Annotated in this window: 17 protein-coding genes; 11 read left to right on the forward strand and 6 right to left on the reverse strand. The window is 54.2% G+C overall.

Annotated features, from left to right (window positions below):
• Positions 1–25 precede the first annotated feature (25 nt).
• Genes VVR27_RS06260 through VVR27_RS06270 form a run of 3 tightly spaced genes read left to right on the forward strand, consistent with a single transcriptional unit; the run spans position 26 to position 2,285 of the window.
• A complete protein-coding gene (locus VVR27_RS06260; RefSeq protein ID WP_251380300.1) occupies positions 26–841 on the forward strand; it encodes a transporter substrate-binding domain-containing protein in 816 nt (271 codons plus the stop codon).
• A 24-nt stretch (positions 842–865) separates the two neighbouring features.
• Entirely contained in the window at positions 866–1,543 is a 678-nt protein-coding gene (locus VVR27_RS06265) for an amino acid ABC transporter permease (protein ID WP_345446404.1), read from the forward strand.
• Positions 1,536–2,285, forward strand: a complete 750-nt coding sequence (locus tag VVR27_RS06270; RefSeq protein WP_345446402.1) for an amino acid ABC transporter ATP-binding protein — start codon at positions 1,536–1,538, stop codon at positions 2,283–2,285. Before VVR27_RS06265 ends, VVR27_RS06270 begins: the two co-directional genes overlap by 8 nt.
• Positions 2,286–2,388: 103 nt before the next feature.
• Here the strand turns inward: VVR27_RS06270 and VVR27_RS06275 are convergent, their stop codons facing one another.
• Positions 2,389–3,177 (reverse strand): trimeric intracellular cation channel family protein, encoded by a 789-nt coding sequence (locus tag VVR27_RS06275; RefSeq protein ID WP_368547597.1) that lies wholly within the window; start codon positions 3,175–3,177, stop codon positions 2,389–2,391.
• 225 nt (positions 3,178–3,402) lie between these two features.
• The gene (locus VVR27_RS06280; RefSeq protein ID WP_368547599.1) at positions 3,403–5,313 is read right to left on the reverse strand and encodes a penicillin-binding transpeptidase domain-containing protein; all 1,911 of its coding nucleotides are present in this window, start codon (positions 5,311–5,313) and stop codon (positions 3,403–3,405) included.
• A 322-nt stretch (positions 5,314–5,635) separates the two neighbouring features.
• On the opposite strand from VVR27_RS06280, the gene VVR27_RS06285 reads away from it, so the two are divergent.
• On the forward strand, positions 5,636–9,004 hold the full coding sequence (locus VVR27_RS06285) for a DEAD/DEAH box helicase family protein (RefSeq protein WP_368547600.1): 3,369 nt from the start codon (positions 5,636–5,638) through the stop codon (positions 9,002–9,004).
• Positions 9,005–9,010: 6 nt separating this feature from the next.
• Here VVR27_RS06285 and VVR27_RS06290 read toward each other — a convergent pair whose 3' ends face one another.
• Both VVR27_RS06290 and VVR27_RS06295 read right to left on the reverse strand, forming a co-directional pair.
• A complete protein-coding gene (locus tag VVR27_RS06290; protein ID WP_346923881.1) occupies positions 9,011–9,343 on the reverse strand; it encodes a HepT-like ribonuclease domain-containing protein in 333 nt (110 codons plus the stop codon).
• On the reverse strand, positions 9,340–9,657 hold the full coding sequence (locus VVR27_RS06295) for a nucleotidyltransferase family protein (protein ID WP_368547601.1): 318 nt from the start codon (positions 9,655–9,657) through the stop codon (positions 9,340–9,342). The genes VVR27_RS06290 and VVR27_RS06295 overlap by 4 nt, the downstream gene beginning before the upstream one ends.
• A gap of 64 nt (positions 9,658–9,721) precedes the next feature.
• Here VVR27_RS06295 and VVR27_RS06300 point away from each other — a divergent pair, with 64 nt between their 5' ends.
• Positions 9,722–11,203, forward strand: a complete 1,482-nt coding sequence (locus VVR27_RS06300; protein ID WP_368547602.1) for an N-6 DNA methylase — start codon at positions 9,722–9,724, stop codon at positions 11,201–11,203.
• On the forward strand, positions 11,200–12,243 hold the full coding sequence (locus VVR27_RS06305) for a restriction endonuclease subunit S (protein ID WP_368547603.1): 1,044 nt from the start codon (positions 11,200–11,202) through the stop codon (positions 12,241–12,243). Before VVR27_RS06300 ends, VVR27_RS06305 begins: the two co-directional genes overlap by 4 nt.
• Positions 12,244–12,705: 462 nt before the next feature.
• Here VVR27_RS06305 and VVR27_RS06310 read toward each other — a convergent pair whose 3' ends face one another.
• On the reverse strand, positions 12,706–13,437 hold the full coding sequence (locus tag VVR27_RS06310) for a transposase family protein (protein WP_368547604.1): 732 nt from the start codon (positions 13,435–13,437) through the stop codon (positions 12,706–12,708).
• A 26-nt stretch (positions 13,438–13,463) separates the two neighbouring features.
• Between VVR27_RS06310 and VVR27_RS06315 the strand changes: the two genes are divergently transcribed.
• Positions 13,464–14,828 (forward strand): SIR2 family protein, encoded by a 1,365-nt coding sequence (locus VVR27_RS06315; protein WP_368547605.1) that lies wholly within the window; start codon positions 13,464–13,466, stop codon positions 14,826–14,828.
• A 158-nt stretch (positions 14,829–14,986) separates the two neighbouring features.
• Complete coding sequence (locus VVR27_RS06320; RefSeq protein WP_409349938.1) at positions 14,987–15,073, forward strand: hypothetical protein; 87 nt, start codon at positions 14,987–14,989, stop codon at positions 15,071–15,073.
• 350 nt (positions 15,074–15,423) lie between these two features.
• Here VVR27_RS06320 and VVR27_RS06325 read toward each other — a convergent pair whose 3' ends face one another.
• Entirely contained in the window at positions 15,424–15,981 is a 558-nt protein-coding gene (locus tag VVR27_RS06325) for a helix-turn-helix domain-containing protein (protein WP_368547606.1), read from the reverse strand.
• Positions 15,982–16,141: 160 nt separating this feature from the next.
• Between VVR27_RS06325 and VVR27_RS06330 the strand changes: the two genes are divergently transcribed.
• From VVR27_RS06330 to VVR27_RS06340, 3 genes are read left to right on the forward strand one after another with little or no spacing between them, the layout of a single operon-like run.
• Entirely contained in the window at positions 16,142–17,629 is a 1,488-nt protein-coding gene (locus VVR27_RS06330) for an NAD(P)H-binding protein (RefSeq protein ID WP_368547607.1), read from the forward strand.
• A gap of 40 nt (positions 17,630–17,669) precedes the next feature.
• Complete coding sequence (locus VVR27_RS06335; protein ID WP_368547608.1) at positions 17,670–18,194, forward strand: TspO/MBR family protein; 525 nt, start codon at positions 17,670–17,672, stop codon at positions 18,192–18,194.
• A gap of 11 nt (positions 18,195–18,205) precedes the next feature.
• Positions 18,206–18,787 carry a GNAT family N-acetyltransferase gene (locus VVR27_RS06340; protein ID WP_368547609.1) on the forward strand — a complete coding sequence of 194 codons (582 nt, stop codon included), beginning with the start codon at positions 18,206–18,208 and terminating at the stop codon, positions 18,785–18,787.
• Positions 18,788–18,790 lie beyond the last annotated feature (3 nt).

Consider the following 18,790-nt stretch of genomic DNA (forward strand, 5'->3'; position numbering starts at 1 on the left):
TTTCCCTGCCCAGAAAGGCAAGACCATGAATGTAAACCGTCGTACCATGTTCTCACTCACCGGGGCTGGTGCCCTTGCCCTAGCGCTGGCTGCCTGCGGTGGCTCATCAGAGAATTCTTCAACCGCTGCTGCCGATAAGCTCCAGGCCATCAAGGACGCCGGCAAAATCCGCGTGGGCTTTGAAGGTACCTTCGCCCCCTGGAACTACCACAACGAAACCGGTGAGCTAGTAGGCATGGAGAAGGAGATCGCTGACCTGATCGCCGCTGACCTCGGTGTTGAAGCTGAATACATCGAAACTCAGTGGGACTCCCTCATTGCCGGTGTGGATGCTGACCGCTATGACATCGTCATCAACAACGTCTCACCCACCGCGGAGCGCCAGGAAAAGTACGATTTCTCGGTGCCCTACGTGGCATCCGAAGGCAAGGTTGCTGTGCTGGATAGCTCAGAGCTGCAGTCCGTCAGCGACCTGAACGGCGCCACCGCAGCTAGCTCCGAGACTTCCAACTTCCGTACCCTGCTGGAAGAAGCTGGCGCTCAGATGACGATCGTGACCGGCTTTGATGAGGCCATCGAACAGGTGCTCACCGGCCGTGTGGATGCCTGCGGTAATGATGCCGTTACCTTCTCCTACTACCAGGAACAGCACCCCGATGCTCCCATCCGCCTGCTGGACGGCATTCTGGGTGAACCCTCAGAGGCTGCGATTTTGATGCCCAAGGGTGCCACCAGCCTGCAGGACGCCATCAACGAGTCCCTGAAGAAACACATGGAGAACGGCGACTTCAAGGCAATTTTCGAGAAGTACGTCGGGATTGACCTGACCCCCGCGTCCTAAGGCGCACTCCTACACTAGGACACCATGGATCGTTATATAGAGCTCTGGGTGGAGTCCCTGCCGCAGCTGCTGCTGGCCGCTGCGCAGGTCACCATCCCTCTCACCATCATCGCCTTTGTGCTTTCGCTGGTGATTGGTCTGTTCTCCACCGCAGCCCGCAACCTGGGCAGGTTCAACCCGCTCAACTGGCTAGCCACCACGTATGTGTGGTTCTTTCGCGGCACCCCGCTGCTGGTTCAACTCTTCTTGGTGTTCTACGGTCTGCCCCGCGTGGGCATCACCCTGGATACCTGGAGCGCTGCCATCATTGCGCTGAGCCTCAACACCGGTGCTTACGTGGCGGAGACGTTCCGCTCTGCCTATGCCTCGATTCCTCGGGGCCAGTTTGAGGCAGCTCGCACCCTGAACTTCACCCGGGCTCAGACCCTGCGCCACGTGGTGATTCCGCAGGCAACCCGCATCGCCCTGCCCCCGCTGGGTAATGACCTGATTGACCTGGTGAAGGGAACCTCCCTGGTCTCTGTGATTTCTATGGTGGATCTCTTCCAGTCCGGTAAGCAGGTGGCGGCCCGCACCTTCGAGCCCCTGGCCATGTACCTTGAGGTCGCAGCTATCTACCTGGTTATTTTCACCCTGCTGTCCATCGGCCAGCAGTACCTGGAAAAGCGCACCAGTCGCTATGTAAGGACTGCCAATGCTTAGCGTTAAAAACCTGTCAAAGAGCTTTGACGGCAACACCATTTTGCGTGAGATTTCTCTGGACGTTGCCGCTGGGGAAACCACGGTAATTCTGGGGCCCTCTGGCTCGGGTAAATCTACCCTGTTGCGCTGTCTCAACCTCTTGGAAACCCCTGAATTAGGTCAGCTTTCCATCGAGGGCGATACCGTCGATTTTGGCACTGACCTCACCGACGAGCAGGTGCGCACCATCCGCCAGCACTCTGCCATGGTCTTTCAGAACTTCAACCTCTTCCCGCACCTGACCGCCCAGCAGAATGTTGCCCTGGCCCCGGTGCTCAACGGTAAAAAGAGCAAAGCTGAGGCTAAGAAGCTGGCGGGCCAGTTACTGGCTAAGGTGGGTTTGGAGCACAAGGCTGATGCCTACCCCGATAACCTTTCCGGTGGTCAGCAGCAGCGCGTAGCTATCGCCCGTGCTCTGGCGGTAGCCCCCGACTACCTGCTCTTCGATGAACCCACCAGCGCCCTGGACCCCGAGCTTGAAGCCGAGGTGATTCAGGTGCTGATGGGCCTCGCGGCTGAAAAGCGCTCCCTGGTAGTGGTTACTCACAACATGGCCTTCGCGCGCCGCGTGGCTGACCGCATCATCTTCCTGGACGGCGGCACTGTTGCCTACAACGGCGCCCCGGCTGGGTTCTTCGCCTCGGACCACGCCCGTATTCAGCGCTTCCTGCAGATTTTCGAGATGACAGACTACAAGATTTAGCCGCTCACCCGGCGTCCCCATAAAAATACCCGCTGTGTCTTACCGGTGCCCGCTGTGGTGGGCCCCTTTCAGACACGGCGGGTACTTTCGTTATTGAGTGTCTTTAGAGCCCCTTGCGCTGGCGGTCCTGCTCAATGAGCTCAGCGTCAATGGCCTGCATCTGCGCGGTGATGGGCTCACCCGGCTGCCATGCTTGTGCCGCTACTGGAACCCTAGTACCTTTACGCCGTTTACCCAGCAGGCGCGGACGAGGCACGCGCAAGCGAATCTGGGCCGGTGCAGGTAGCTGCCAGCGGCGCCATCTAGCCAGCAGGCCCATGACCAGGCAGCTGACGATAGAAAGCCACATGCCGAGTACGGGCTCATCGAAATAGGTGACGCTGACGGCGACCTCGGCTGCACCCACAAAGGCTACGGTGGCGTAGAGGGGGCTACCGCCCAGAATGGCGGGGATGCGGTTCACCATGACATCGCGGATGACGCCGCCGCCTACCGCTGTAACAACTCCCAGGGCAATGGAAGGTAACCAGTGCAGGCCCAGGCTGAGTGCTTTGATGGTGCCGGTAGCCGTCCAGCAGCCCATTCCTAGAAAATCAGCGACTAGCAGGGTGCGGTCAGCCCAGTGGGCACCAAGGTCGATGGTGTAAGCGAGGGCTGCTGAGCTAAGAGCGGCGATCCAGTAGTAGCTGTCGGTCAGGGCAACCGGGAAGCCGGTGTCGAGCATGAGATCGCGGATGACGCCGCCACCCATAGCGGTAATAACCGAGAAGATAATGAACCCAATAATATCGAACCGGTGGGCCCTCGCAACAGCACCGCCCAGTAGACCGTTGGTGACAATAGCGGCTACGTCAATGAGGCGAAACCACAGGAGGGGATCAAGCTCGAGCATGGGCGTCTTTCAAACAGCCACCGGGCAGAACGCCGGGGCAGAGATAGTGGGGCGTGAGGTTCTGATAGTACAACCCCAACCCTTACCAGCGAAATTCCCGCAGTTGTAACCGTTGCGGGGCAGCGTCAGCGATAGCCAAGGTACCCGTCTTGTGCCGTTAGCACCCGCTTCGGGGGGTATACCTGCCCGACAAAGTGGGTGTTTTAGACTTAGGATGCCGGTGCTCTAGTCCTGTAAGAAAGCCTTGACGATGGGCTGCCCGGTCACTGATCCAAAGTCGCCGTCCTCAACTACTAGCGCTACCGCCATGTCCTCGTGCACGGCGATGACCCATGAGTGGGTTTTGGGTGGGGTTTCCTTGCCGTACTCGGCGGTGCCAGTCTTGCCCAGAGCGGTATCAGGAGTGAGCTGACGCAAATCGCCCAGGGAGCCCTCGGTGACAACAGCCCGCATCATGGTTTTCAGCTGCTTCGACTCAGCGGCTGTGACGGTAACTCCCGCTGCCGGCTGGGCGTCCGCTAGGTCCTGGCCTTTGACGAGCACCGGTGTAACTATCTGCCCTTGAGCTGCGGAGGCCGCCAGCACCGCCATAGAAAGAGGTGATACCGACACTTCGCCCTGACCAATCAGGGAGGCAGCGTGCAGGGCCTGGGTATCTGCATCGGGCACGTTACCCATGAAAGTATCGACACCCAAATCCAAGGTCATCCCCACACCCAGCCCGTGGGCTGCTTCTTGAAGGTTAGCCTGCGAAACGGTATCGCGCTCATTGATAAAGGCGGTATTCGCTGACTGCGCCAGAGCAGTGGTGAGGGTCTGTGAGCCCGTGGCAGAGGTTGGGTAGCCCGGTGCGTTTTTGAAGGTCACCCCGTCCACATTCACCGAGTCTGTAATCTCAACCTGCGACTCGGGAGTCTTACCCTGGCGTAGCAGAGCTAGAGCTGAGGCTACCTTGAAGATGGACCCCGGGGCGTACTGGGCGAGCAAGGCAGTGGAAAAACCTTCAGAGGCTTCAGCATTGGCGGCTGCCAGTAGCTCACCGGTGGACAGTCTCAGAGCTACCAGGGCGCTGGGTGATTCCTGGTCTTTGAGGAGGTCCACCGCTTTTTCTTGTAATTTCACATCCAGAGTGGTGGCTAGGTCGGTGCCGTGGGTGGGTTCAATACTGACGAGGTTTTTCAGGGCCGCCTCACTTGTCTGAGCACCGGTTTCATCAATCTCAACCAGGCTTACGGTGTAACCCACCGACCCGGCTAGTAAGTCGTTAAAGCGTCCCTGTAAGCCGCCGCGTCCAATGGTTTCACCGCCCAAGAGCTTGCCTTCTGATGCCTCGATGTCCTCTGCGGTTGCTTCACCCACACGTCCTAAAATATCGGGGGCAAAGTTGCTGCTGGGTGCCAAGGGGAGTTCACCGATTGCGCCGTGGTAGCCCTCAATGGTGTCTAGTGCCTGCTGGTCTAGGGCGTCAAAGGCGGGCTGGCGCAGGGTAATAGCCTGGATAAATTGCTGCTCGCCACCTGCCTGAACTGCCGACCAGTAGGTATCGGGGTCAATTTCAACTAATCGTGCAAGAGCGCGGGCTGATGCCTCCTGCGCGGCGGGGTCGCTGATCTTAGATTTATCAATGCCCAGGGTGACCACCGGTCGCAGGGTCACCACTTTCTCGCCCCCAGCTCCGGTAATATCACCGCGGGTAGCGGAACTGATGTCAAGGCGTAGTGCCTGAGCCTCTGCCAGATCTGGGTGGATGCTGGCGGGTGTCCAGCGGTAAGCCCATTCCCCGTCTTCTTCAAGCAGAGCGGCCTCGGTGGTGTAGTCAAAAGTCTGGGTTGAGCCGGGAATTTTCCAGGACCATTTCAGTGTCGCTTTCTGGCCCCCGTCCGCTTTCGCTAGTGACTCCACGGAGACGGTTGGGGTAGCGGTCTTCATGTAACCCACTGCCCGGTTGAAATCATCCGCGCCGGTGGGGACGTCCTGGCTGAGCTTGATGCCGCTCATATCTTTCTTGGAAAGTCCCTGAGCTAGTTGCTCGGCGAACTCTTGCGCCCCCGAACCAGATGAACAGGCGGCGAGAGCGGGAACGAGCAGGGCGGATGCTGAGGCGGCGATAAAGACGCGGCGGGAGAGGGTAGCCATGAGAACAGTGTAATTCAGTGACCTACCTTACCGACCGCATCTGTCTAGCTTTTACTCCCGGGTTTCGTAAAGAGGAAGGCCAGCACGCCGCGGATCTGGGTCCGTAACACAATGAGGCGGTGCCCAGCTCTATATCATCGCGCACGTGAATCTCGTTCTCTCGCGCCAGCTCCATGAGCACCTTATAGTCAGTGCCCATGGTGATGGGTTGCGCCACGACCTCAGAGAACATCCAGTGCGCTGGACTGGCTGGCACAGCGCAGTGTCTCCTTCGCCCCGGCGAACTAGGGGTGGGCGGTATGCTGCCGTGTAAAATTGTGACGTGAGTAATTTTGAGTTTCTGAAGCGTTCCGTATCCGAACTGTACGAGGACGCCTACCGCGCTGAGGCTTACCTAGGTAATGACTCACCGACTGCTTGCTTCTATGCGCGGCGTGCTATTGAAACTCTGGTGCATTACATCTACCGGGTGCGTAACCTGCCCATGCCTTACCAGGCGACGCTGGCTGCCATGGTTGCCGCTGACGGTTTTTCGCTCTTGCTCGACCAAGATAAGCGGCTGAAATTCAAGACTATTCGCCTACTGGGTAATGACGCCGCCCATAAGGTGCGCATCATCAATGAGAGGGACGCCCGACGCTCCGTTGAGGATCTCTACCACCTGATGGTGTGGGCGGTCTATAACCATAGTCGGCATTCGCAAGAGGCACCCCTGCGTCAGCCTTTTGACCTTGCACTCACACCTAAGGCCCGGCAGGCTGCCCTGTCGCAGGAACGCATGGCGCAGATGGAGGCTGAACGCCAGTCAGAGTTAGATGCGCTCGCCCAGGATTACCAGCAACAGCTGGCTGAGAAGGACGCCAAGATTCTGGAGCTCCTACGCGCTCTGGAAGAGTCGCAGGCGGCCAAGACCCTGCCGGATACTCATGATTACAATGAGGCAGCTACTCGGGATCACTTCATTGACCTTCTGTTGCAGGAGGCTGGCTGGCCACTGGAAAGCACCGCTGACCGTGAATTCGAGGTTACCGGTATGCCTACACCCAGTGGGCGGGGTTTTGTTGACTATGTGCTCTGGGGCCCGGACGGCACGCCCCTGGGTCTGGTAGAAGCTAAGCGTTCCCGTGAGTCAGCTGACATTGGCAGGGACCAGGCCAAGCTCTACGCTGATGCTCTACAAGCACGCTTTGGGCAGCGTCCGGTTATTTTCTATACCAACGGGTACCAGCACTATATCTGGGACGATGCGGCGGGTTACCCACCGCGCGAGATCCGCGGGTTCTTGACGGCTGACGAGTTGCAACTGATGATTGCTCGCCGTCGTGACCGTCAGCAGCTGGCAGGGCAGCAGGTCGATACTGGTATTGCTGGCCGCCCCTACCAGCTCCGGGCGATTGCCCATGTGGCAGAAGCTTTTGACGCTAAACAACGCAAGGCCCTGCTGGTGATGGCTACGGGCTCTGGCAAGACTCGCACCACGATTGCCATGGTTGATATGTTCTCGCGTGCTGGCTGGGTCAAGCGTGTGCTGTTCTTGGCTGACCGCACTGCACTGGTAAACCAGGCGGTTAACGCTTTCAAGAAGCACCTGCCGCAGCTGGCAACCGTCAATCTGGTGACCGAGAAGGACGCCACCGGGCGGGTGTATGCGTCCACTTACCCCACCATGCTCAACATCATTAACCGCACCCTGGACGATTCCGGGCTGACTCTGCGCGAGTTTGGGCCGGGCTATTTTGACCTGATTGTGGTGGACGAGGCGCACCGCTCGGTCTATGCCAAGTACAAGGAAATCTTTGAGTATTTTGACGCCCTGCTCCTGGGCTTGACCGCCACCCCCAAGGATGAGGTGGACTTCAACACCTACAGCCTCTTTGACCTTGAAGCAGGCGTGCCCACCGATGCTTATACCCTCGAAGAAGCTGTCGCTGATAAGTACCTGGTACCTGCCCGCGGCGTGAGTGTGGGCACCCAGTTTATGCGCGAAGGTATCCGCTACGATCAGCTCACCGCCGAGCAACAGCAGGAGTGGGACGCTGCGGACTGGGGCGATGAAACCCCGGACGAAGTAACGGCTGAAGCGCTGAATCGCTTTCTCTTTAACGCTGATACGGTTGATAAAGTGCTGACCACACTGATGCAGCACGGCTACAGGGTGGACGACGGTGAGCGGCTGGGCAAGACCATCATCTTTGCTAAGAACCAGGCGCACGCTGATTTTATCTATGCGCGGTTTAATGTTCTTTTCCCCGGTTATGGCGGCACCTACGCCACGGTGATTACCAACAAGACCTATGACGCCCAGGGCGCCATTGACCAGTTCTCTGAGCCAGCTTCACCCCTGCGTATTGCTATTAGCGTGGATATGCTGGACACCGGCGTCGATGTGCCCGAGGTGCTCAACCTGGTCTTCTTCAAGCTGGTGCGCTCTAAGACCAAGTTCTGGCAGATGCTGGGCCGCGGCACCCGCCTCTGCCCGGATGTCTTTGGCCCTGGCGACGATAAGAAGGACTTTCTGGTCTTTGATTTCTGCCAGAATCTCGAATACTTCTCGCAAAATCTGCCCGGTGCTGAGGGGCAGATTTCTAAGCCGCTGACCCAGCGTATTTTTGAGGCTCGCGCGGCGGTTGCCGGTGCTCTTGTTTCTGCCCCCGGTGGCCCGCAAGCTTTTGGCGATTATGCCGCTGACCTTACCGGCCAGCTATCTAACTTTGTGCGCAGCATGAACCTGGATAACGTGCTGGTGCGCCCCCACCGCGCGGCGGTCGAAAAGTTCAACCAGCCTTCTGCCTGGCAGCAACTGAGCCCTGGCGAGCTGGACGAAGCCCTCAGCCTGGGTGCGGTGGCATCCACCGTGAAAGTCGAGGGGCAGCTACAGGCTAAGCAGTTTGACCTGCTCATGCTAAGCGCCCAGCTGGCGGTGCTACAAGCAGACACAGCGGGTCTAGCTAAGGCACGCAATGTAGCCCAGCGACTAGCCGAGAACCTGCTGACCAAAACCACGGTGCCTGCCGTGCGGGACCAAGCCGCCCTGCTAGAGCAGCTGACCTCCGACGACTGGTGGGAGGGCGTCACCCCCGCCCTGCTCGAGTTTGCCCGCAAACAGCTGCGCGGCATCGCCCATCTGCTCGATAAGGCACAGCGCAAGGTGGTCTACACCAACTTCCAAGACACCGTGATTGAACACCGCGAAGTGGATGTTATCAACACCCAGGTGGGCATGGACTCCAAGCGGTTTGAACAGAAAATGCAGGACTACCTGCGCCAGCACCTGGACTCAATGGCTATGCAGAAAGTCTTCCGCAACAAGCAGCTCACCCGGGCGGACTTTGCCGCCCTGGAACAGCTGATTGAGAGCTCCGGTATTGGCACCCGAGTGAACATGGACGCCGCATCCAGCAAGTATGGCGGGATGGGCGTGTTTGTGCGCTCGCTGGTTGGCTTGGAACGCGCCGCAGTGCAGGAGGAGTTCGCGGTTTTCTTGGATGAGTCACGTTTTTCTGCCCAGCAGATACGGTTTGTGCAGCGCATTATTGAGGAGCTGTCCGTCAACGGCATGGTGGACCCGGGCAGGCTCTACGAGGACCCCTACACTTCGCTGGGTGACCCCTTTGATATGTTCGGGGACGACGGCGCCGAGAACCTGGTGTCAATCTTGCAGCGCTTTAGGGAGCGGGCTGAGGCGGCCTAATCGTGCCTAAAAGCTACCTTTGGCAAGCTCAACGGTTTCTTTGAGCGGTGCAAGGTACTTATCTAAGATTTCGTAAATGACTTCATGATCGATTGCGAAGTACTCATGAACAAGGAAGTTCCTTAGACCTATAATCGCTATCCAATCGATCTGCGGATGCTGATTCGTCAAGGAGTCTGGCAGGTGGTTTACCGCTTCGCCGATAGTAGCCAGGTTGCGTTCAATGGCGTCCATCGCCATTGGCGATAGCTTGGCATCAGTAAGGTACTGGGTGTAATCGAAGCAGGCGTTAATCGCCGCGAGAATGTCTTCAAGACGGTCAGAAGCATTACGACTCATATCGCCACGAGTTCTTTCTTTGCTTCTGCTGAAACTTTTTCTCGTAGGACGGCGGGGGTCACCACATCGACCCGCACACCGAGCAGACGCCGCAGGGATTCCGAGATGCCGGCGAGCTTCATAATAGTGCCACCCTTGGTGTCGGCTATATCTACCATGATGTCGATATCGCTGTGTTCGTGAGCGTCACCGCGTGCAACTGAACCGAACAGTCTGGGGTTCGTCGCCCCATACTGACGGAACACATCGTCGATAGAACTTCTGTTCTGGGCGATGAGCTGCAGTAGTCTCAGTGAATCTTCGCTTGCTCTCATAACTTCAGTTTACGCAAGGTGCGGGCACCCGGCTAGGGTGCTTCAATCCCCATATAATGAGCCTATGGCTATAGCAATCTCAGGCGAGACTAAATCGCGTATTGACCGCATCTGGAACGACTTCTGGTCCGGCGGTATCTCTAACCCCCTGGAAGTCATTGAGCAAATGACCTACCTGCTGTTCCTCCGCAGGTTGGACGATACGCAGATTCGTGCAGAGAGAAAAGCACGGCTGACCAAGAAGCCGGTGGAGAACCCCGTCTTTGGCGAAGGCCAGCAGCTGTTGCGCTGGAGCGAGTTCAAGAACAAGGACCCGCAGGTCATGTTCGACCTGATGAACACCGCCATTTTCCCCTTCTTGCGTAACCTGGGCGCGCAGGTGGGCGGCGAAGCGTCCACCTATTCAGAGCACATGAAGGACGCTAACTTCCGTATTCCTTCACCTGCTCTGCTGGCGAAGGTGGTGGATCAGATGGACGCCCTGCCCATGGATGCCCTGGATACTACCGGCGACCTCTACGAGTACATGCTCTCTAAGCTGGCAACGTCTGGCCAGAATGGCCAGTTCCGCACCCCGCGCCACATTATTAATTTGATGGTTGAAATGATGGCTCCGGACGTTCAGGACGTCATTGTTGACCCTGCCTGCGGTACAGCAGGTTTCTTGGTGTCGGCGTCTGAGTATATGCGTAACCATCGTGACCCGTTTACCAAGCCGGGGGACCGTGAGCACTTCCATTCGGGTATGTTCCACGGCTATGACTTCGATTCGACTATGCTGCGCATTGGATCGATGAACATGATGTTGCACGGGGTGAACGACCCGGATATCCGCTACCGCGATTCGCTAAGTGAGGACGCCTCTGAGGAAGCTGAGAAGTATTCGCTGGTTCTGGCTAACCCGCCCTTTGCTGGGTCGCTGGATTATGAGTCCACTAGCCAGGACCTCTTGCGCACTGTGAAGACCAAGAAGACTGAGCTGCTTTTCTTGGCGCTCTTTCTGAAGCTGCTAAAGCCCGGTGGACGCGCGGCGGTGATTGTTCCGGACGGCGTGCTGTTTGGCTCCTCGAAGGCTCACAAGGATATCCGCAAGGCGCTGGTGGAGGAGCAGAAGCTGGACGCAGTGGTGAAGCTGCCCTCGGGTGTCTTTAAGCCCTATGCGGGTGTTTCGACGGCGATTCTCTTCTTCACCAAGACTAATTCGGGTGGCACCGATGAGGTTTGGTTCTATGACGTTGCCGCCGATGGTTTCAGTTTGGATGATAAGCGCAACCCGGTAGAGGCTAATGACTTGCCTGACGTGCTGGAACGCTGGGGCAAGCGGGACGGCGTGGAACGGGAGCGTGCCCGCACCGAGAAGTCCTTTACGGTGCCGAAGAGTGAGATTGTGGAGCAGTGCTATGACCTGTCGCTGAACCGCTATAAGGAGATTGAGTTCGAGGAGGTTGCCTACCGCTCACCCCAGGAAATCATTGATGAGCTGGAGCAGACCCAGCGCGAAATCGGCGAGCACATCGACCAGCTGAAGAAGGTGATGGGGCTGTGAGTGAGATTGAACGGGTACCTTTTGCCCAGGCTTTTAGGGATAAAACTGGCGGTAATCAGAAGGTCCCCAAGAATGCGTATGAGCTAGAAGGCGATATACCAGTAATCGATCAAAGCCAAAATTTTATTGCTGGGTATACAACTCCTGAGAATCAAATGACGAGTGTTGAGTTACCTGTCATTATTTTTGGAGACCATACAAAGGCCGTTAAGTATATCGACTTTCCGTTTGCTCTTGGTGCTGACGGAGTTAAAGTGCTGAAAGTGCAAGATAGATTCTTACCAAAGTATCTATATTGGATTCTAAAAGATACTCAGATTCCGGATGCTGGATATTCTAGGCATTTTAAATTTCTTAAAGAAAAAAATTTTGCGAAACCAAGTATTGAAGAACAACAGAAAATTGTTGAGCAACGAGACTTGCAGGAGCTCATTCAGCAGAAACGTGAGCGCCAGCGCGAGCTCTTAGCGGAGTTGGAGAAGTCAGTCTTCCGCGAGATGTTTGGTGACTTTAACGAGAACCTTGTGAAACTTGGTGATGTCGCTGAGGTGGTATCTGGAATTACCAAGGGGAGAAAAGCTAAGGAACCTACTAGGATGGTTCCGTACTTGGCGGTTTCAAACGTGCAAGCTGGGGCTTTGAAGCTCGAGGTAGTGAAAGAAATCGACGCAACAGAAGCTGAAATTGAACGTTATCGTTTGAAGAATGGCGATTTGGTGCTGACTGAGGGCGGCGACCACGACAAGCTTGGCCGTGGCACTATCTGGCGTGAGGAGCTACCTGAGGCTATTCATCAGAACCATATTTTTCGGGTGAGATTAAATGAAGATTCTGGTCTACTTCCCGAATACGTAGAGGCTTACTTAGCGGATAACCGTGCTCGTGCATATTTTTTGAAGAGTGCCAAGCAAACAACAGGTATCGCCTCTATAAATAAAACTCAACTTTCAAATCTATTGGTTCCAGTTGCCGCTGAGCAAAGAAATTTCATAGATATTTTATATAGAGTGAATAAATTTACATTAATTCGCAAGGTTTAGAATATAAAATCTCCACAGAACAAATGAGGTAGTTGTATGAAACAAGTAAAAGAGCTGAGAAAAATTCTATCGGAGAATGATGCTTTACCGTTTCTTTTTGTCGGGTCAGGGATTAGCAGAAGATACTTGGGTCTTCCAGATTGGGAAGGTTTACTTCGTAGTGTAGCGAACTTAATTAGCGATGATGATTTCTTTTTCCATAAGATTAAAAGAAAATCGCAAGTGGAGTCTGGTGACGAAGGAAATTATAATCGACTAATGACAACTCTGTGTGATAATCTTTCCGCAGAATTAGACGCTGTGTGGTTTACGGATGATAAATTCAGTGACTCAAGAAAAATTTGCAGAGACCTAGATTTTGATAATGGACTAAGTCCAATAAAATTTGAAATATCTAATCTTATTTCTAAACAAAGAAAAATAAAGGATGGATATAAGGAGGAAATTGAAAAACTAAGAGGCTTATTCAAAAGTCCTCCCAGCCGCATAAAACACCAACCCCCGCACCACCGCAAACACCCGCCCATACACGCTCAGCGGCCGCCGGAAACCTGTATGCAAAACACGCCAGGTCTTGACCTGGGCAATCACCCGCTCCACCACCGATCGGCGTGAATTAATGAACCTGTTCACCACCTTCACATCTGCAGGCATCCTGCGGGCCTTACTACGCCGTCCCGGGGTGGCCAACCCCAACCCGATGTAACCCTTATCAGCCAAAGTGCTCTCATCAAGATATCTTTCCAAGCCATGATGCTTGAAGGCATAGACATCATGCCTAGCGCCAGGGATTGGGTCAGTGATGGCCAGTAGTTTCCCGCCCAGGGTGCAAATCACTTGATGGTTGAAACCGGCTCGTTTATGCTTACCAGAAAAGTTTATTTTCCCTAATGAACGCCAGTTCCAGGTGGGAATCAGGGTGCCGTCGATAACCAGTGAACCAGGGATCTTCAGGCTGTTTTCTAAGGACTGTTCCAGCGGCCTGAAGACTTTCTCAAGTGCTTTTTCAACGGTGTTGAGGGTCCGTGAGATGGTGGGCTGGGAGGTGCTGAAGATTTCTGCGAGGAGTTCTTCGGTGAGGTTGTGTCGATGATAAAGCAAGGTCACTTTCAGCGCCTGGGCTAGGGTGAGCGCTGGCGGCCTTCCGCCTGGTTTTGCCCAGGTGATATGAGAGGTGAGGGCTGTCAGGAGCACGGTGAATTGCTGAGGTGTGAGCCCTGTTGTACGCTGGTGGAGCAACGGTTCTTCCGGTATGGCTTGAGGTTATTTCTGGCGATTTAACGCTCAAGATTGTCCTTCGGTGGGGCCGTTGTCTAGTTGGTGGGGTGTGGGGTGTGTTCCCACTTTTGAATAAGCCTCTAAAGCTTTTAAATGAAAATTCAATCGCAGGGATAATTACAACAAACTATGATTGTCTCCTTGAAGACGTATTTGAGTTTGAAACATATTCATCTCAGGATGAATTATTGTTTAGTCAGAGTTATAATATAGCTGAAATTTATAAGATACATGGATGCGTTAAGACCCCATCATCGATTTTAATAAATTCTAGTGACTATGAACTAATAAGACTAAAAAATAAATATATAGCTGCAAAGCTTTTGACAATATTTGTTGAACATCCAGTCATTTTCATGGGGTACTCGCTCCAGGATGAGGATATTCAAGGGGTGCTGGAGGAAATTGGAAATTGCTTAAACACCGAACAGCTGGCTAAACTTTCTAGTCGCCTGATCTTTATTAAATGGGCTGAAGGTCAAAATAAAGTTCAAGTGAAAAAAGTTTTAATAAAGCTAAACTCCAATAGAACTATTGAGGCAACTGAAATTTCAGCTGATACTTTTGTTAAAATCTTCGAGACGATTCATAGCAATAGAACTCAGCTCCCAGTTGCGGCCATAAGAAAACTAAAGAAATTTATGTATTCTTTATCTATATCACAAGAGGCCAGTGAGAAAATTTATGTCCAAGATGTTGATAAAATCCTTAATGATGAAGATTTTCAAGTAGCCGTTGGATTTGGGAAGTTTCCAGATGTCAATTCTATGTCGGATCGTGGATACGTTTCAATAACGGCTGCAGAAATATATTTCGAGATGATTTTAAACGATAGGAATTGGGACAATTCAAGAATTGCTGAAAAAACAATTCCCGGTGTTGCTAGGGGGGTGGGTTACAGTCTTCCTTTCTATAAATATATTCAAGATATAAGTCCTCTATTGTTGCCACCTGAAATTCAGAAAATGTTGCTAAGTAATCTTAATTATGATTCGTACATACCTAAATCTAGGAAGGGGTATGTGATAGGGGAGGGGAGTGTAAAAGAAATTATTTCTAGATATCCAAACAATGTTAAAAAACAAATCTCAGAAATTCCTTTTCTTAGAGATAAGCTTGATAAAGATGATTTGCATGCATTTATCGAAAAAATTCTATTGGAGGATAAGACTTTTTATCTTGATCATAAAATGGGGGCTCGGAGTTCAATTAATAAAATTATCAGAATATGGGACTTTTTGGAATATGGTGAATCCTATTGTCTAAAATATTCAGATGAAATTAAAAAGATTAATATTGATCTGTAAAGTAAAACATTTTGTTTGATGACTATTCTTGGTTGGCGGTGTAAATCAAAGTCTTGAAGATGTGCAACTGTGCTTATCAAAGATATTCAGCATAGCGGCAACAAGGGGGAGGCAAACCGCTATCCCTCCAAGAATGTTACTGTTGGTCCCGCCGTATCATTGATGAACACCGCCTGGCCTGCACCATCAAGGGTGACGCGATTTTAAATGTCCAGTGCCGCCACCAGTACTGGGAACGAGTGTAGTCGTCGGTGAATAAAGATGTTAAAAGAAATCCAGCCCACTCTCAACTGAAAGACCAGTCAAGGCGGGCTGAATGATTAGGCTCATCTTACCAAAGGTGTAGGTGCGTTGTTAATACTTCTTCTGTAACGCTAATCGGTTCCCTAAGAGTTATGTCAGCAGAGTTGAGGGTCAAGGTGCAACTTCAGGCTTGGAAATCCAAAACAATACCGAAAACGGTGTAGTTTTGACTCCACTCGGCAGGTATTAGAGGAGAGTGGTGGGTGGATAAATGTTTTGAGCCGGTACGTGGAAGCTCAGGTGCAGAAGCGCTCATTTTGTAATTGTTTATCACCTTTGCCAGGGGCACACCTTATCTCGGACTCGCAGCAAGGCCGTCCAGGTCCTCTAGCTCGTCAGTTGTGAACTCGGCAGTGAAGGTGTCACGTGGGACTGCGAGAGCCTCAGTCACCTCACGTTGCGCCTTCAGGCGGCGGTCTTGAAATTCCTTCAAGTCCGACATCTTAATTCGCTGGTGTGTGCCCACTTTATGGCTCTTAAGTTCACCGCTGCGCAGAAAGCGGAGCAGGAATGGCCGGCTCATACCAATGAGTTCCGCAGCTCGGTTGGGGGACAGTTCCGAATCTTCCTTGTAGAACTCAACGGCTTCCCCGCTGGCCTGTGCAGATAAAACGGTGTTTACAAGAAGCAAAAGTGAAGAATGGGCAGAAACCTTTGCTACTAAATCTTCTAGGGCTTGAATGTCCTGAGATGAAATCTTTTCGCTTTCAAGCCGATTAATTGTGTGGATATTCATGTCTACCTCCATCTGTAACAACTGTAACAGATGCTTTGGGTGATTGTGTCCCCTTGGGTGGTGATGTGTAATAACAATGTCCTTAGGTGTATTGCCTTGCTGGGGTGAAATCATGTTTGGAGCGCTAGAAGTGTCCCCTCCCTTGCAGTGAGTTTGTCTGTAGCGATCTCGCTCTTCCGCCTTCAGCATGCCACCAGCGTGTTGGTCAGCAAACTGAGCATTGGTGGGGTAGAACTAACCTAGAAGGTTACCCCCCCGTGCTAAGGAGTACCCCGTGAAGATCCTGCTGACCGGCGCCACCGGCTACATTGGCCAGAACCTCATGAAGCGGCTCAAAGACCGCCACCACATCGTCGCCATTTCCCGCAGCACTGAGGGCAAAGAAGATGAACCTAACGTCACCTGGAAAAGCGCCGATCTCTTCGACCCCCAACAGGTCGGCGATATCATGGAAGGGGTGGACCTCGCTATCTACCTGGTGCACTCCATGCAACCACAAGCCAAACTGACCCAGGCGTCCTTCGAAGACATGGATGCCCTGCTGGCAGACAACTTTGCCCGTGCCGCCGCCAAACATAAGGTGGGGCGCATCGTCTATCTCAGCGGCATCATCCCGCAGGACGGAAAGAAGCTCTCCCGCCACCTGCGCAGTCGCCTGGAATGCGAGAAAATTCTGGGCTCCTACCATGTGCCCGTGACTACTCTGCGTGCCGGTCTGATTGTGGGCCCGGAAGGCTCCTCCTTCCCCATTCTGCAGTCTCTGGTCGAACGCTTGCCAGGTCTCGTGGTGCCCAAGTGGGCTTATAACCGCACCGACCCCGTGGCGCTCCAAGACGTCATGGACGCCTTCGAAAAGATCATTGAATCGGATGAATTCGGCCAGCAAGCCATCGACATCGGCGGCCCCCAGGAGATGAACTACAAGGACCTCTTCGCCCAGACCGCTGAGGTCATGGGCAAGAAACTGCCCATGGTAGACCTGCCCATCATCCCCGTTTGGCTCTCCAAAGCCTGGGTCACCCTGATTTCTAACAAGCCCAAAGAGATGGTTAACCCCCTGCTCGAAAGCCTGGTGCACAGCATGGTGGTTACCGATGAGCACTATGTCGAGGGCATCTCCAACGCCCCCACCAGCTTCAACGACAGCGTGAAGGCCGCGCTCAAGGATCAGAAGCCGCAGAAATTCACCCTCTCCCACTTGCCCCTGCCCTTCATCGGAGGCAGGTCAAGTTCTGACCGTAACGATGTGAAGTCTATTCAGCGCGTCACCGTGCCGCAGGGGTGGACAGCGCAGCGCACCGCGGACTACTACCTCACCTGGCTAGAGCGCAGCAGTTTTGGTCTAATCAACACCGATATCACGGATCATGATGCCCAGGTCAGGCTTCCTTTTACCAGTAAGCCCCTGCTGGTGCTGAAGAAGCCCGCCGCGGCGGCCTATGAGGATTTTGCCACCTACCTGATTGCCGGTGGACGCCTGGCGCTGGCCCGTGATGACAGCCGAGCACGCCTGTCCTTCCGCCAGGTGCTGGACACCAACCAGGTTATTATCGCCATCCACGAGTTTGAACCAGCCCTGCCTTGGCGCGTCTACAGCCTAACTCAGGCCCGCCTGCACCTGCTGGTTATGACTGCTTTTGGCTACGAAGTCAAAGCGCTGGCAGCGGTAGAGCGCTGGCGTCAAGACGGCATCATCCCCGAGGCTTTCAGCAACTGTCTAGAACGTCTCATGGGCGCACCCGCCCCGCAGGGCACCAACTAAACCTTCAACCCTTCACCTCTATTTCTGATAAGGAGACCCGATGAAATTCCTTCCAGCACTCGCCCTCAGCAGCGCGGCAGTTACCGTCACGGCCGCCGTCGGTTCCCTGGTGACCACACCGGATGACCTCTGGTACAAGGCACTCAAGAAGCCCTCTTTCCAGCCACCCGCCCTTGCTTTCCCTATCGCCTGGACAGTGCTTTATGCCAGTATTGCCGCTGCATCTACTCAGGTGCTGACCGCTGAAACCCCGGCGCCTAACACCGTGCAGCCTGCCGGTGCCTGGCAGCGTGAGCAGGACGAGCTGGAGCGCAAGGTACGCAACTACAAGGTAGCTTTGGGCGCCAACCTGGTGCTGAATGCTGGCTGGTCAGCAATCTTCTGGCAGGGGCGTAATTACAAGCTAGCCACCGCTGAAGCTGCGCTGCTGGCCGCGTCCTCCATTGACCTGGCGCGCCGTGCCTACCAGATTAAGCCTGCCGCCGGGGCGTTGCTGCTGCCCTACGCGGGGTGGACCAGCTTCGCCACCGTGCTCTCAGGTACCATCGCCAAGCTCAACCCCTAGTCTGGAAAATTATGGGAACAAGCAATACCGATGGCCAAGAGATCAATGAAACTGCTTACCTCATGCAGTCGCCACAGAATGCGCGTCGCCTCATGGGTTCTATAAGCCGGCTCGAAGAGGGCGGAACGGCGAGAGCTGCCTCAAATACGACTGAGACAAAGGTGAAATTGACGCCCCTGCAGATTACTGTGGGCCAGGTACCCAGCCAGGAAGAACTGGTAGATCTCTACACCGCAGTCGGTTGGACTGCTTACACAGATAACCCAGCCAACCTGGTGCCTATGTGCGCCGGTAGTCTTTATCTTGCCTGCGCCCGCGATGCCTCAGGGCAACTTGCCGGGCTGGTGCGAGCCGTCGGCGATGGGGTCAGCATCAGCTACATTCAAGACCTGCTGGTTCACCCTGATTTTCAGCGCCAGGGCGTCGGTGGGCAACTGCTGGGCGCCGCGCTAGAAGCCGTGGGGAACGTCCGGCAGGTCTACCTGACCACAGACGCCCACCCCATCAACCAGCACGTTATCGACCTTTACCTGGCTAAGGGCTTCAAGCCTATCGGTGACTACAACTGCGTTACCCTGGCACGTTTGCACTAGCGC

It is taken from the genome of Rothia sp. LK2492 (assembly GCF_040946345.1).
Classification (GTDB): Bacteria; Actinomycetota; Actinomycetes; order Actinomycetales; family Micrococcaceae; genus Rothia; species Rothia endophytica.

Excerpts from the sequence above, each read along its gene's own strand:
- VVR27_RS06260 (WP_251380300.1), top strand. The coding sequence starts at position 26 with ATGAATGTAAACCGTCGTACCATGTTCTCACTCACCGGGGCTGGTGCC.
- VVR27_RS06265 (WP_345446404.1), top strand. The coding sequence starts at position 866 with ATGGATCGTTATATAGAGCTCTGGGTGGAGTCCCTGCCGCAGCTGCTG.
- VVR27_RS06270 (WP_345446402.1), top strand. The coding sequence starts at position 1,536 with ATGCTTAGCGTTAAAAACCTGTCAAAGAGCTTTGACGGCAACACCATT.
- VVR27_RS06275 (WP_368547597.1), bottom strand. The coding sequence starts at position 3,177 with ATGCTCGAGCTTGATCCCCTCCTGTGGTTTCGCCTCATTGACGTAGCC.
- VVR27_RS06280 (WP_368547599.1), bottom strand. The coding sequence starts at position 5,313 with ATGGCTACCCTCTCCCGCCGCGTCTTTATCGCCGCCTCAGCATCCGCC.
- VVR27_RS06290 (WP_346923881.1), bottom strand. The coding sequence starts at position 9,343 with ATGAGTCGTAATGCTTCTGACCGTCTTGAAGACATTCTCGCGGCGATT.
- VVR27_RS06295 (WP_368547601.1), bottom strand. The coding sequence starts at position 9,657 with ATGAGAGCAAGCGAAGATTCACTGAGACTACTGCAGCTCATCGCCCAG.
- VVR27_RS06300 (WP_368547602.1), top strand. The coding sequence starts at position 9,722 with ATGGCTATAGCAATCTCAGGCGAGACTAAATCGCGTATTGACCGCATC.
- VVR27_RS06325 (WP_368547606.1), bottom strand. The coding sequence starts at position 15,981 with ATGATTTCACCCCAGCAAGGCAATACACCTAAGGACATTGTTATTACA.
- VVR27_RS06335 (WP_368547608.1), top strand. The coding sequence starts at position 17,670 with ATGAAATTCCTTCCAGCACTCGCCCTCAGCAGCGCGGCAGTTACCGTC.
- VVR27_RS06340 (WP_368547609.1), top strand. The coding sequence starts at position 18,206 with ATGGGAACAAGCAATACCGATGGCCAAGAGATCAATGAAACTGCTTAC.